This window comes from Vibrio tasmaniensis, from assembly GCF_024347635.1.
Taxonomy (GTDB): Bacteria; Pseudomonadota; Gammaproteobacteria; order Enterobacterales; family Vibrionaceae; genus Vibrio; species Vibrio tasmaniensis.
Genome location: NZ_AP025510.1, coordinates 2,058,912 through 2,072,404, shown reverse-complemented (window position 1 = coordinate 2,072,404; position 13,493 = coordinate 2,058,912). Strand labels below are relative to the sequence as shown.

The following is a 13,493-nucleotide window of genomic DNA, read 5'->3' as shown; positions in this document are numbered from 1 at the left end:
CCGCAAACAAACATGTTTACGGGGCTTTTTAGTTTTTTAATTTTCAAGATTTCAAGATTTCTAAGCCCTACGTCACTTTTCTAACCTCTGACTTTGCGTCATTCCGAGGAGCCTAAGCGACATCAGGAATCTCTTCTCTTAATCTGACTTCTTAGTCGAACGAGTTACCCGCAGCACTTCTTGTATTTCTTACCACTGCCACAAATACACGGATCATTACGGCCGATTTTAAAGCTCTCAACGGTTTGATTTAAGCGTGGGTCAATTTCTGGTTGTGTAGTTTGTTCCTGCTCTGGGAAGGTACCATCAATGTAGTACCAAAGACCGTCTTGACGTATAAAGCGAGAGCGTTCTTGCATGCAGTATTGTGCGCCTTCTTCATTGAAGTAAGCTTTAAACTCAACAAAGCCTTCGTCTTGGTGCGAGCCTACCGCAGTATCGATGACTTCTAGTCCTGCCCAATCACTGTTGATAGATTCGGCAATACCTTCTCTTTGCGCTTCTGCGTTGCAGCTAGGGTGGTAAGTCGCAACAACATAATCCACCAAACCAAGTACATGTGCAGAATAACGTGAGCGCATCAATTGCTCGGGTGTTTCAACGGCACTGTGGTTAAGGTGTGCTGATTTACAGCACTGTTGGTAAGTGTTTTTGCTACCGCATGGGCATAAAGACATAGTCAAATCCTGTAAAAATGGCCTCTATTAAGAGGCCATAAATGAATGCGTGGGAGTTTACCAAGAAACGATCGCTCACCAAAGCTGAGTTTCTATTGAAATCCTTGTGTAACGTGAGCTATTTCGAAGTAGAGCACAGCAGATCTTGAGTCCAAGAGGTTGCTTCGTCATAAGCTTGACCTAGCTCAGCTTCGTTGAGTTTGAGCAACTTACGGATGCGCGTTACTTCATCCCAGCGAGCTTGTTCATAAGCAATGACCATCGCCAAAATGGCACCTAGCACACCTTTACGTTGTATCAAGGCTTGTTTAATTTCATCATCGATCGGCACCGAGTCCAATACTTTTTCCAAAGGCAGATCGAATAGGGAGTCAAGCAGCGAAAACATGCCGGTTAAAAAGGCTTGTCCAGGCTCGACCTTAACATTCATTTTTTTGACCAAGAGTTCACATTGACGTGCGCGTATCACAGCTAAACCATAGAGTGAGTCTGGCTTATCTTCTTTCGCGGATGCGATAGCAACCAGTGAAACTAACTTACGTAGCTTCTGTTCACCAAGATAAACAAGCGCTTGGTGGAATGAACGAATCGGTGTTGATGAGCCACCTGCGGAGTTTACGTATGAAAGCAGCTTATACGACATGGTCATATCAAGGGTAATCAAACGCTCTACTTCGGCAAAGTTGATAGGATCGTTGGCAATCTCTTTCAACAGTTGAACAATGGTTAAAAAAGCAGGGTTCAATGCTCGCGTTTGGATCATTTCCGGTTTGCTAAAAAAGTAGCCTTGAAAATAGGTAAACCCAGCTTGGATCGCTTCTTGATATTCTTCGTGCGTTTCTACTTTCTCTGCTAGAAACTCGATATTCAACTCTTTCAGAGTGTTCATGAACATCGCTGCTTTAGCAATTGAGATCAAACGTATGTCGAACTTGATAATTGATACGTAGGGTAAGAAGCGTTTCCATGCTTTGCTCGGCACAAAGTCGTCTAACGCGATCGTGTAACCCGCATTATAAATTGTGATGATTGCTTCTAGCAGTTCGTCTGTTGGCTCACAGTCTTCCAACACCTCGACAACTAGGCTCTCTTTTGGAAACAGAGTTGGGACTAGGTTAACCAAGCTTGCATAAGGGAAATTAACGAACCCAAGCTTATCGCCCAATGTATTATAGTGGGTAGATAAGAAGTGATCGGAAAGCAAACGGCTAGTAGCGAGTTCGGGCTCTACTTCAGGGAAAGTGTTCTTAGGACCATCCCTAAATAGCAACTCGTAACCTATGGTCTTCTTGTCTGCATCGAGTATTGGTTGACGCGCTACGTATGAATATTTCAACTTGGTACTGTGTTCGGTTTATTTTTGATAGACAGATGATAGCTAATTTAAGAAAAATTACCATATACAATAGAAGAAAATCTGACCGATGATAATAATAAAAGTGAAAGTTTAACCGTGATGCTAAAAGCGATTGCCAAACGCTCGATTCTGTAGTTCAAAACCTTGCGAGGTGAAGACCAGAACTGATCCCTGAGTATACCAATCACCAAGTACGATACGGGTTTTACTGCAATTGCTGGCACTGAATGTGTGTATGTTTGGGCGGTGAGTATGACCGTGGATCATCAAATCGACATTGTGTTGTGCCATCACATTTTCGACTTCTTGCTGTGTTACATCCATGATGTCGAGAGATTTGGTTTGCTTGTCATCTTTGATATCAGACTGAACCTTGGAGACAATTTTCTTTTTAATAAAAAATGGAATTCTATTAAAGACCCATTGTAACCAGGGTTGATGAACTTTTTCGCGAAAGGCGAGGTACTTTACATCTTCGGTACACAGAGTATCACCATGCAATACCACCGCTTTTTGTCCGTAGACATCGATAGTTGATACTTCATCTAGAAGTTGCACACCTGTTTGTTTCGCAAATTTTTTGCCAACTAAAAAGTCGCGGTTACCTTGTGTGAAATAACAAGGCACGCCAGTGTTAACTAAGTCTATAAACGTTTGGCGAATGGAATTCGCGAACTCACTCTTATCGTCATCACCAATCCAGAATTCGAAAAGGTCACCTAACACGTAGAGTGCGTCCGCTTCTACGGCCTCGTTCTTCATGAAGGTTAAGAAGCAGTCAGTGATGTCTTGTCGTGACGGAGCAAGATGTAGATCTGATATAAAATATGTTTTCATAGGTCTAAAAAAAGGGAGCGATTCGCTCCCTGTATCCTGATTTATCGGTTCATCAATTATTAATATTAATCGAAAGCGATGAATTAAGCTTCGATTGTAGTGCCAGTGATGATCACTTCTTCTAGCGGTACATCTTGGTGCATACCCATAGAGCCTGTGCTAACACCTTTGATCTTGTTTACGATGTCCATGCCTTCAACAACTTCTGCGAATACACAGTAGCCCCAACCGTCTAGGCTTTCGCTGCGGAAGTTTAGGAAAGAGTTGTCGTTAACGTTGATGAAGAACTGAGAGCTCGCTGAGTGCGGTTCCATAGTACGAGCCATTGCTAGCGTACCCACTTTGTTCGCTAGGCCGTTGTTTGCTTCGTTCTTGATAGTCGCACGAGTTGTTTTTTCTTTAAGGCCAGAAGTCATGCCGCCGCCTTGAACCATGAAACCATCGATAACACGGTGAAATAGTGTGTTGTCGTAAAAACCGTCACGGCAATACTGTAGGAAGTTTGCGCTTGTTTCTGGTGCTTTTTCTTCGTTAAGTTGAACTTTGATGTCACCAAAATTTGTGTGAAGGATGATCATGATTGTTACCTTACTGTCTTTTTAATATGAAGTTCGAATTCTAGCGCATGTTGGCAGACTTTCAAATCACCAAATCATTAACTTAACTCGGATGTTTGAGGCAATTCCTGCTTTTGGGGATTACCTATTAAGGTATGACTTGTTATACTGCGAACTTATTTTTGATTAATCCATAAAATAGATAGAGATCATGCTGAAGATATATAACACGCTCACAAGACAGAAAGAGGAATTCAAACCAATTACAGCTGGCAAAGTCGGTATGTATGTCTGTGGGGTAACCATATACGATCTCTGTCATATTGGTCATGGCCGTACGTTCGTTTCTTTCGACGTAGTAACTCGTTACCTTCGTTACCTTGGTTATGATTTGAACTTCGTTCGTAACATTACTGATATCGATGACAAGATCATCAAACGCGCTAATGAAAACGGCGAGTCTTGTGACTCTCTGACTGAACGCCTGATCGGTGAAATGCACGCGGACTTCGATGCATTGAACATGAAACGCCCTGATGTTGAGCCTCGTGCGACTGAATTCATCACAGAGATCATTGAGTTAGTAGAAAAGCTAATTCAACGTGGTTTTGCCTACGTTGCAAGCAACGGCGACGTGATGTTCGAAGTTAAGAAGTTCGACGAGTACGGTAAGCTTTCCAAGCAAGACCTTGACCAGCTTCAAGCTGGTGCTCGTGTTGACATCGATTCAGCAAAACGTAGCCCGTTAGATTTCGTTCTTTGGAAGATGTCTAAGCCCGGTGAACCTACGTGGGAATCACCATGGGGTCCAGGTCGTCCGGGTTGGCACATCGAATGTTCAGCAATGAACTCGTCTATTCTTGGTAATCACTTCGATATCCACGGTGGTGGTTCAGATCTACAATTCCCGCACCATGAGAACGAAATCGCACAATCTTGCTGTGCACATGGCACCCAGTATGTGAATACTTGGATGCACAGTGGCATGGTGATGGTAGACAGAGAAAAAATGTCTAAGTCACTGGGTAACTTTTTCACTATCCGTGATGTTCTTCAGCATTACGATGCAGAAACAGTACGTTATTTCCTAATGTCTGGTCACTACCGTAGCCAACTGAACTACAGCGAAGATAACTTAAATCAAGCTCGCGCATCACTAGAGCGTCTCTATACATCACTTCGTGGCCTAGATGTTACTGCTGCGCCTGCTGGTGGTGAAGAGTACGTGACTCGTTTCTCTACAGCGATGAACGATGATTTCAACACACCTGAAGCTTATTCAGTGCTGTTTGAAATGGCTCGTGAAATCAACCGTATCAAGACTGAAAGCATCGAGAAAGCAAGTGCACTAGGTGCATTGATGCGTGAACTGGCAGACATCATCGGTATTCTTCATCAAGACCCAGAAGCTTTCTTGCAAGGCGATGCGGCAAGTAACGATGACGAAGTCGCTGAAATCGAAGCGTTGATAAAACTGCGCAACGACTCTCGTGCTTCGAAAGATTGGGCAAATGCCGATCTTGCACGTGATAAGCTGAACGAGTTAGGTATTGTTCTGGAAGATGGCCCAGAAGGTACGACTTGGCGTCGTAAGTAAATCTGATAAGAAGGGCTGATTTTCAGCCCTTTTTTCTAGCAAAAATTCTCAAATTTCACCTTTTTATCTTCAACTTTTAATTAACAGGAATATTTCTGTGGCTCAGATGTATTTTTATTACTCGGCAATGAACGCGGGTAAATCGACAACGCTTCTTCAATCTTCATTCAATTACCAAGAGCGTGGTATGACGCCAGTGATCTTTACGGCTGCATTAGATGATCGCTATGGCATCGGTAAAGTGAGCTCACGAATTGGTCTGCAATCTGAAGCTCAACTTTTTAAGAACGACACGGATATGTTTGACGCGATCCAAAAGCTTAATGAAGAAGAAAAGCGTCATTGTGTCTTGATCGATGAGTGTCAGTTTTTGTCGAAAGAGCAGGTTTACCAACTAACAGAAGTGGTCGATAAACTGCATATTCCTGTACTTTGCTACGGTTTGCGTACCGATTTCTTGGGTGAACTGTTTGAAGGTAGCCGCTACTTGTTGTCTTGGGCTGACAAATTAGTAGAACTTAAAACAATTTGTCACTGTGGCCGTAAGGCTAATATGGTAATTCGTACCGACGAGCACGGTGTGGCGATTGCTGAAGGTGACCAAGTGGCTATTGGTGGCAATGATCAATATGTTTCTGCTTGCCGTTTGCATTATAAAGAAGCGTTAGGTAAATAAGCAGCAATAAGTCGGTATTGCTAAAATCAACAGCGTTAAAATTAGAAAACGGTGACCTGGTGTCACCGTTTTTGTTTATTGAGCCGGTGTTTTGCTTTCTTCCAAGCCGAGCTTTTGTTTTATTCCAAGCAGAGCTTCTATTTTATTCTCAGTCGAGCTTTTGCTTTATTCGAAACCGAGATTCTTCAATACGTGATAGGCGCGGTCAACGTCGTCAGGGACGGGCATTTCAATCTGAAAGCCTTTGGCTGGGTACGATTTGATTCGTTCAAAATCAGCAATTAGAGCGCCTAGCACCATGTCTAATGGTAACTCTTCATTAAAGTAATCATCCCAATTCTGCCATTGCGATGTCACTGTTATCTCGGAAGTATCGTCAGGCCATTGTTTACTGAACGTGGCGTAAGTGCGTTTCTCCATGAAGGGCTTCTGAACTAGGGTAAGCCTTTTTGGTGACAACCCTAGCTCAGTCAGTAACTCGTGGGTAAATCGTACATTTTCTCCAGTGTTTGTTGCATGCTTCTCAATGATAATGTCTGAGTCTGGCACACCACAGTCTCTAGCGATAGAAGCGAACGTTTCTGCTTCTGAACGCTCAAAGCTCCCTTCTATAAAGCACCCTTCTGTAAAGCGTCCCACACCACCAGAAAAAACGATGTAAGGCGCTATCTTTTGATGATAGAGCTCGGCTGCGTATTCAGCAACGCGAGTGTCGTTACTGCACAGCACAAAAATACAGTCTGAAGGCGTAATCTTGTGACCCATAGACATAAAGTTCCAAAGGGTGTCGACTGAGCGATGCAGTTTTATATTGGGATTTTTCTTAGCTGTAGATAGCTCAGTCATAAAGCGCGTCCAGTGTGGATTCGAATTTAAACGAGTAACCTAAGTCGAGAATCTTTTTCGAAGAGATCAGTTTGTCTGGCGTGTCGACAATAGGGGGGAGTCGCTCGCTGCTATTGGCACTTTTCAGTGCTGCTGCATAGAACTCTGCTTTGCTCACCGTATTCGGTGTGGTGACGTTGACCACTTCGTTGTGCAGTTGATTGATAGCAAAATCAATCGCGCCAATCGCATCGTTAAGGTGAAGCATATTGGCAGGAGCTTGAGTACTAACCTGCTTCAATTTACTTGCAAACCTCGATGGGTGACGGTTCGGGCCAATCAATCCACTAAAGCGAAGAATGATGTAGTCGATGCCACAATCAATCACGGACTGTTCCGCTTGCAACATGACTCGCGCATTATCGGAAAATGAAGATGCGAGCTCGTTGCCTGAGGTTGAAAGGGAGAGTGAAGCATCCAGTTCGTTCAACACGCCAGGTTTAGTTGGGTATACGGTTGTTGAACTGACCATGATGAGCTTCTTAACGTTGGCCTTTTGACACGCATTGGTGAGTTGCTGCCAGTATTCAGCGTACCCTTGTCCTGCTCCTTTTCTAAAGCCTGGAGGGAAGCTACCAATCACTATCTCAGTGTTGTTTTCGAGTAACAACGAATAGAGTTCACCGATAGTCTCATCTGGCTTTGATGAGTCAAAACTAAACACTTCGCATGGAATTCGTTTGTTGCCAATAGCGTCTGCACCGGCTTGGGTAGTCTTCGTAACGACGACTTGGTTACCATGTTTGGCAAAATGATCCGATAAGGGCGCACCAACCCAGCCTGCACCAACAATAAATATAGAAGCCATGTGTTCCTCACAACTGCAAATGACGGATTTATGATAAGCCTAACAAAGCTCTGCCCAAAAATGAAAAAACTCCACGGCCGAAGCGAGTGGAGTTTTTACTAGAAGCGTGGGATTTTAGTTCAGTACGCGAAGTAGTTTGTCTGCGCGTTCTGCCATTTCGATACCTTCATCTGTTAGATAACCGCCGTCTGGCTGAGTGCAAAGGTTCTTTTCGAATAGGCGCTTAACAGCGTCTTGAGTTTCTTGAGCAGCCTCTTGATGAACTTTAATTCCAGTAGCTGCACTACTTACATCAAATTGAAGAAGGAGGTTTAAATCAGCAATATGTTCAGCGTTGTACTTCATAATTAACCTATATATTCATAACGTTCTCTACCTCCACCTTAGTGCGCATTCACGGCTCAGGCAATAGCAAATAAATAGAATTGATAAGTGATACCAAATTGAATGATTAATCAACGCATGGTGGGTTTATTTTAGTTATATTGCGTGATTTTAAGCCACTTAAATTCTGAGCGATGTTTATTGCGAAGTGGTTGTAATATATTGTGTGACTAGAAAGATATTGCATCCAGCTAATATTGTATAAAAAGGAAACGCTTCAGTGAGAGTGAACAAAGTAGCATTAATGAGCTGTATGCTATTTGCTATCTCAGGTTGTCAAAGTACACCCTCAGAGCAGACAGGCGCGAACCAAACCACAAATAACAATGAATCAACAGTAGAGGTCCGTTCATTTCAGTCTGTCCAAAACGTTTACTCCGAATGGGAGGCTAAGCTTGAAGACCATGCTCAATTGTCTCTCTATGCACCAGAGAATTACCATGAACTGTTAGATGCTTGGAACGATACTGAAAGTATTTATGCAGACTTACTGAAAGATGAAACACGGTTAACCAAGAGTTACTCGATTTTTTCGACACTAACTTATGCTGAAGCCTTTGATGAAAAAATCGCGTTGATTCGGTCAAATTATGACTCGATTTTAGTGTTAAAGGAGAAGGCTGACAGAGTATTGGCCGACTCAATAGTGCAAATGGATTACTTAAAGTTTCTTGGTGCAGACACTATGTTTGCATCGAGCTACAAGCGCTTGTATTCAGAATACAGCGAGCTGTTTGAGTATGTACTTGTCGATGAACTTGAAGACGCTCAAGAAGCACAGGTAGAATTTCTTAATAACGCGAGCTTGTTAGAAGTTAAGGTGGCACATAAGAAATACATCGAACCTTTAAAGGACGAGTTGGAGTTCTTGGAAGATGAAGATTTTGATGATGTTGTTCCATTGACGTTTGCTAAGGCAGCATCTCAAATTGCTTTGGCAGAAAGCCAAGTGAAAGCAAGTCCCCGTGAAAAGTCGATCATTGAAGACGCGGTTCACGCTGCTAAGTTCGAATTAAACCACGTGCGCAGTGTCGCTCATGAAGTTAAAGTGCTTTCGAGTATTAAAGGTGACAGATTCGAACAATCGGTTTTGAATGCTGAGAATCAGCTATTGAGCATTTCACGAGTGGTTAATAATGAAGATCACCGCGATGTTGTATTGCGTCTTCAGTCTCAGAAAATTGTAGCGAGCGTTAAAACGTTAAAAAGTTCAGATATGACAGCGTCATTAAAGTCAGAAATTGAGACTTTGACTGAGCAACTCACTAAATTAGAAAGTGAGAATCAGAGGCAAGCACAGAAATTGGTTGAAGCGACTAAGCACAACCAATTGTTAGATGATCAGATTACCAAGGGTGATGCTCATATAAAGAGCTTAGAAGAGTTAGTCGATAGTTTGAAAAGCTTGAGTGGTAAAGTTGCCAGCGAAAGTGACTCTGATGTGATTCTTCCTAGTATTGAATCCAGCCTAGAGGATACGCCTCTCGAACAATCATCAGAAGAAGTGGTTGAGCCTTCGGTTTAGTAGGACTAATTTCTTTATTTGTGATTGAGTTAAAAGCGCCTAAGGGCGCTTTTTTACGTTCTGTTGATCTATGTCAAAATCTGGAAACAAAAGTGTTCACCGAGTTACTATAACGTACGTCATCTCTTTGATTTTAACGTAACTTGTTGATATTTATAGGTGTGTTATTTTCTATGCTGATAACTAATCATTCAGTAGGGTTTTATTTTTACTACTAAAGTCGTATGAATTTGGAATAACTTGAACTAATTCCTTTCAACAGGATTGTGAGAGGCATTGCGAGCTCAAAATAGCTCTTGAATTCAGAAATGAAAGAGAGGATTATCGCGCTCCCGACGACATGTTTCAAAATGTAAATCATCATGAATCTAAACCAATTCGACTCATTATTACCGCCACAAATGGCTGAGCGCGCTGCAGATATTGGCGTAGGTAAAGCAACCAAAGATCCAATCAAATCTTTTCTCCTAGCGATTTCTGCTGGCATACACATTGGTATCGCGTTCGTGTTCTACACAATCGTGACTACTGGCGCTGGTGATTTACCGTGGGGTATTACTCGCTTATTGGGTGGTCTAGCGTTTAGCTTAGGCTTAATCCTTGTTGTTGTTACTGGCGGTGAACTGTTTACCAGCTCGGTGTTGACGCTTGTTGCTCGCGCAAGTGGCAAAATTACGTGGCGTACATTAGTTAAGAACTGGACCACGGTTTATGTAGGTAACTTGATTGGCGCACTGTTGCTGGTGGCATGTATGCTTCTGACTAAACAGTACATGTTCGACCATGGACAAGTGGGTTTGAATGCCATGGCGATTTCCCAACACAAAATGCACCATGATTTTATCCAAGCTATTGCGCTTGGCATTATGTGTAATGTATTGGTTTGTATTGCGGTGTGGATGACGTTTAGTGGACGCACACTGACTGACAAAATTGCGGTCATGATTTTACCTGTTGCGATGTTCGTATCCGCTGGTTTTGAGCACTGTATTGCGAACATGTTCCAAGTTCCTTTAGCTATCGGTATCAAAACATTTGCTCCCGCTGAATTTTGGACAATGACAGGTGCTAACCCTGCGGACTATGTTGATCTGAACATGATGGACTTTTTGATGAATAACTTGCTGCCCGTTACTATCGGTAACATCATTGGTGGCGGTATTTTTGTTGGCATGTGGTACTGGTTAATCTACCTACGCGACTAATTCGACTACTCGATTAGCCCAGTTTACGCGATTAACTTGGACGCAGTGAAAACACTGAACTGACTTATGACATTAACAAGACGGTCTGCATTGCAGGCCGTTTTTTATTTGTGGAAAACCTACAGATTCATTTCCAAAATTATCATGTGAATGCTCAATAGTGCTTATCACCATATGTGTATATGTCTTTGAAAACACCGAAAGATCAACGGTGATGATCTTTTCCTAGGCGGGAATGGACAAAAAAGGATCTATATTGTTTTGGTTATCCACAATTTCTGTGGATAACCTGTCTCAAATTCAGTGAGTAACCAGATCTAAGTCGAGTAGGGAGGCTATTTCGAAGGCTGTATTTGCGCGAGAACTCGCCCTTCTTTGGTTAGAGAAGTTTTCAATGATAGGTGGAGTGCGAGAGCCAAAGAGCAACTCATCATCACGAAGATAGCCAACATAATCATCAACTGATACTTAATCGCGATCATCGGTGATGCACCTCCTAAGATTTGTCCTGTCATCATTCCTGGTAGTGTTACTAAGCCTGTGGTTGCCATAGAGGCCATAATCGGTGACATCGCTTTCTGTATCGCATTACGAACAAAAGGCGCAGCAGCATAGGAAGGAGAGGCGCCTAAAGCGATAGCAGCTTCGTACTCTGATTTCTGCGTTTCAAAAGCCCCAAACAAGTTCTGCAATGCCACGATATTACTGCTTAAGCTATTACCTAACAGCATCCCTGCAATAGGGATAAGGTACTGCGCGTTAAAAACCGGTGTCGGTTTAATGATGAAAAAGCAGATAAACAAGACAATAGGTACACAAGTTACAGCAAGGCTAACGGCTATAGGCGCTAAAAGTAGGTTTTTTGGGAGCCTAGATTTTTCAACAATTGAGCTTGCCCCAACGATGATCATTGCAAATAACCACAGTAAATTGACCCATAAACTATTCAAGGTGAACAAGTATTCTAGGTAAAGTCCCACTAGAAATAGCTGAATAACCATACGAATTATGCTGACAGAAGCCTCTTTGCCAAGGCCGAGTTCTAACTTGTGGTTAATGGTAATGGGTAGCAAGAGAAGTGAGCTGAAAAACAATAACTGCCACCAAGATATATCAATAACGTCTTGCATAATGATTCCTTTTTAGTGGTCTCCATCATATCTGAAAGTGCCAAATGATGCATTTCAACTGTAAAGTCACCAATTCGAAAAACGATCAATTATTTAACAAACAAAATACAAAATAGTGGTTGTTTGAGGCTTTTTTGGCTACTACTTAGTAGGTAAAAAGTTAAAATCGGTTGTCAAATGGTTGCGCAAATGTTGGCTTTTAACATTTGTGAAATATACTTAATTCTTCACATTTGTTAATACTTTTTAATAACTTTGTTTAACTGAAAACAAGTTTGGATGACCTCAAAAAAGTACTGATTAGCAAGGGTTATAACAGGTGATTTGATTGAACCCTACTTTGTGTATGGTCTAAAATTTGTTGTTAGATACTCAAGAACTTTAGCCCCATAGAATGGGTTATTCGAAATTACTAAATACAAAATAGGCAAAATGTATGAGTGATGTTAATAAAATTGAAACTAGCGAAAAAAGCTCGTTGGAATGGAAGTCTTTCCTCTTCATCGCGGTGGTTCTCTTCCCAATATTAAGTGTGGCTTTTGTAGGTGGTTACGGCTTCCTAGTTTGGGCGCTGCAAGTGTTTGTATTCGGACCTCCTGGTGCTCATGGCATGTAATGCTTTGAACTTAGACCCACTTTTTAGATTGAAATTTTTAAGAGAGCTAAAACATGAAATCATTTTTAGTTAAATTATGGCGCACAATGACTCGCCCTGCAGTACACATCAGTCTTGGTGTGTTGACCATGGGTGGCTTTATCGCCGGTGTTATTTTCTGGGGTGGTTTTAATACTGCGTTAGAAGCAACGAACACAGAAGAGTTTTGTGTAAGTTGTCACACAATGCGTGACAACGTTTACGTAGAGCTACAAGAAACAGTTCACTGGAAAAACACTTCTGGTGTACGTGCTACTTGTCCTGACTGTCACGTTCCACATGAATGGACAGCAAAAATTGCCCGTAAGATGCAAGCCTCTAAAGAAGTATTTGCTCAAGTATTTGGTGATCTAGATACACCTGAGAAATTTGAAGCTCGTCGTATCGAATTGGCGAAGCACGAATGGGATCGTTTCTCTTCGAACAAATCTCTAGAGTGTAAAAACTGTCACAACTACGATTCAATGGACTTTGAAAACATGCGTCCAACTGCGCGTATTCAAATGAAGAATGCAGCAGAGCGTGACCAAAGCTGTATCGACTGTCACAAAGGCATTGCGCATAACTTACCGAAAGACATGGACACGTCAGGTGGCATGATTGGCGAGCTTGAAGCATTAGCGTCAAATACTGATTACTCAGAAGGTAAAGAAGTTGTGAGTGTTCGTCACTTACCAGTGTATGAAGATGCTGAGATGACAGTGGAAGCGGGTCTACTTAACCCTGCATCAAACGTGAAGGTTGTTGCTGATAAAGGCGACATGATTCAAGTTGAAATTGCGGGTTGGCGTAAAGCGAAAGGCTTTGGTCGCGTAATTCAAGAAGACTTTGGCTTGAACATCGCCGTTGCTTCACTTCTTAAAGAAGCAGCACTGAGCGATGCAATCGTAGAAACATTTGAAACGAAAGAAGACGATTTAACGGGTCTTCCTTGGCAACGTGTTAACGCGAAAGTGTGGATGAAAAAAGAAGCGATGCTAGGTGATGTTGCTCCTATCTGGGAAAAAGCAGAAGAAGCGTACAAAACTAACTGTTCAGTTTGTCACACACAACCAGATGAAGCTCACTTCACCGCTAACGGTTGGCCTGGCATGTTCGACGGTATGCTTGCGTTCGTAAACTTCGACAGAGACAGTGAAGCTCTTGTTCTGAAGTATCTACAAAAACACTCTTCAGATTTTGCTGAAGGCCACCACTAAT

General features: G+C 42.3%; 14 protein-coding genes. 6 read left to right on the top strand and 8 right to left on the bottom strand.

All coding sequences use genetic code 11. From position 1 onward, the window contains the following. Positions 1–164: 164 nt before the first annotated feature. The 4 genes from OCV44_RS09310 to OCV44_RS09295 form a co-directional block, all read right to left on the bottom strand. The gene (locus tag OCV44_RS09310; RefSeq protein WP_017098161.1) at positions 165–677 is read right to left on the bottom strand and encodes a YchJ family protein; all 513 of its coding nucleotides are present in this window, start codon (positions 675–677) and stop codon (positions 165–167) included. Positions 678–795: 118 nt separating this feature from the next. After that, on the bottom strand, positions 796–2,013 hold the full coding sequence (locus OCV44_RS09305; protein WP_139684528.1) for an EAL and HDOD domain-containing protein: 1,218 nt from the start codon (positions 2,011–2,013) through the stop codon (positions 796–798). Between the two features lie 123 nt (positions 2,014–2,136). Continuing rightward, positions 2,137–2,871: a UDP-2,3-diacylglucosamine diphosphatase gene (gene lpxH, locus OCV44_RS09300; protein WP_139684529.1), complete on the bottom strand. Its 735-nt coding sequence runs from the start codon at positions 2,869–2,871 to the stop codon at positions 2,137–2,139. Positions 2,872–2,954: 83 nt separating this feature from the next. After that, a complete protein-coding gene (locus tag OCV44_RS09295; protein WP_004734582.1) occupies positions 2,955–3,449 on the bottom strand; it encodes a peptidylprolyl isomerase in 495 nt (164 codons plus the stop codon). Between the two features lie 190 nt (positions 3,450–3,639). Here OCV44_RS09295 and cysS point away from each other — a divergent pair, with 190 nt between their 5' ends. Then, positions 3,640–5,025: a cysteine--tRNA ligase gene (gene cysS / locus OCV44_RS09290; RefSeq protein ID WP_139684530.1), complete on the top strand. Its 1,386-nt coding sequence runs from the start codon at positions 3,640–3,642 to the stop codon at positions 5,023–5,025. Positions 5,026–5,122: 97 nt separating this feature from the next. Continuing rightward, entirely contained in the window at positions 5,123–5,701 is a 579-nt protein-coding gene (locus tag OCV44_RS09285) for a thymidine kinase (RefSeq protein ID WP_086049696.1), read from the top strand. A gap of 165 nt (positions 5,702–5,866) precedes the next feature. On the opposite strand, the gene OCV44_RS09280 is transcribed toward OCV44_RS09285, so the two are convergent. From OCV44_RS09280 to OCV44_RS09270, 3 genes are all read right to left on the bottom strand, one after another. Next, on the bottom strand, positions 5,867–6,547 hold the full coding sequence (locus OCV44_RS09280; protein WP_139684531.1) for a YdcF family protein: 681 nt from the start codon (positions 6,545–6,547) through the stop codon (positions 5,867–5,869). Beyond that, on the bottom strand, positions 6,540–7,394 hold the full coding sequence (locus OCV44_RS09275; protein ID WP_139684532.1) for an NAD(P)H-binding protein: 855 nt from the start codon (positions 7,392–7,394) through the stop codon (positions 6,540–6,542). The genes OCV44_RS09280 and OCV44_RS09275 overlap by 8 nt, the downstream gene beginning before the upstream one ends. Positions 7,395–7,508: 114 nt before the next feature. Beyond that, positions 7,509–7,739, bottom strand: a complete 231-nt coding sequence (locus tag OCV44_RS09270; protein ID WP_017060280.1) for a TIGR02647 family protein — start codon at positions 7,737–7,739, stop codon at positions 7,509–7,511. Between the two features lie 259 nt (positions 7,740–7,998). Between OCV44_RS09270 and OCV44_RS09265 the strand changes: the two genes are divergently transcribed. Further along, positions 7,999–9,303 carry an ATPase gene (locus OCV44_RS09265; RefSeq protein WP_139684533.1) on the top strand — a complete coding sequence of 435 codons (1,305 nt, stop codon included), beginning with the start codon at positions 7,999–8,001 and terminating at the stop codon, positions 9,301–9,303. A gap of 362 nt (positions 9,304–9,665) precedes the next feature. Then, a complete protein-coding gene (gene focA, locus OCV44_RS09260; protein ID WP_009848790.1) occupies positions 9,666–10,508 on the top strand; it encodes a formate transporter FocA in 843 nt (280 codons plus the stop codon). Between the two features lie 335 nt (positions 10,509–10,843). Here focA and OCV44_RS09255 read toward each other — a convergent pair whose 3' ends face one another. Then, complete coding sequence (locus tag OCV44_RS09255; protein ID WP_139684534.1) at positions 10,844–11,638, bottom strand: ABC transporter permease; 795 nt, start codon at positions 11,636–11,638, stop codon at positions 10,844–10,846. Positions 11,639–12,074: 436 nt separating this feature from the next. Between OCV44_RS09255 and torE the strand changes: the two genes are divergently transcribed. Beyond that, the gene (gene torE / locus OCV44_RS09250; RefSeq protein WP_135382786.1) at positions 12,075–12,254 is read left to right on the top strand and encodes a trimethylamine N-oxide reductase system protein TorE; all 180 of its coding nucleotides are present in this window, start codon (positions 12,075–12,077) and stop codon (positions 12,252–12,254) included. Positions 12,255–12,307: 53 nt separating this feature from the next. After that, positions 12,308–13,492, top strand: coding sequence for a pentaheme c-type cytochrome TorC (gene torC, locus OCV44_RS09245; RefSeq protein ID WP_135382787.1), 1,185 nt, complete (start codon positions 12,308–12,310; stop codon positions 13,490–13,492). The last annotated feature ends 1 nt before the right edge of the window (position 13,493 follow it).

Coding starts and splice junctions, on each gene's coding strand:
- OCV44_RS09310 (WP_017098161.1), bottom strand. CDS start 677: ATGTCTTTATGCCCATGCGGTAGCAAAAACACTTACCAACAGTGCTGT.
- lpxH (WP_139684529.1), bottom strand. CDS start 2,871: ATGAAAACATATTTTATATCAGATCTACATCTTGCTCCGTCACGACAA.
- OCV44_RS09295 (WP_004734582.1), bottom strand. CDS start 3,449: ATGATCATCCTTCACACAAATTTTGGTGACATCAAAGTTCAACTTAAC.
- cysS (WP_139684530.1), top strand. CDS start 3,640: ATGCTGAAGATATATAACACGCTCACAAGACAGAAAGAGGAATTCAAA.
- OCV44_RS09280 (WP_139684531.1), bottom strand. CDS start 6,547: ATGACTGAGCTATCTACAGCTAAGAAAAATCCCAATATAAAACTGCAT.
- OCV44_RS09275 (WP_139684532.1), bottom strand. CDS start 7,394: ATGGCTTCTATATTTATTGTTGGTGCAGGCTGGGTTGGTGCGCCCTTA.
- OCV44_RS09270 (WP_017060280.1), bottom strand. CDS start 7,739: ATGAAGTACAACGCTGAACATATTGCTGATTTAAACCTCCTTCTTCAA.
- focA (WP_009848790.1), top strand. CDS start 9,666: ATGAATCTAAACCAATTCGACTCATTATTACCGCCACAAATGGCTGAG.
- OCV44_RS09255 (WP_139684534.1), bottom strand. CDS start 11,638: ATGCAAGACGTTATTGATATATCTTGGTGGCAGTTATTGTTTTTCAGC.
- torE (WP_135382786.1), top strand. CDS start 12,075: ATGAGTGATGTTAATAAAATTGAAACTAGCGAAAAAAGCTCGTTGGAA.
- torC (WP_135382787.1), top strand. CDS start 12,308: ATGAAATCATTTTTAGTTAAATTATGGCGCACAATGACTCGCCCTGCA.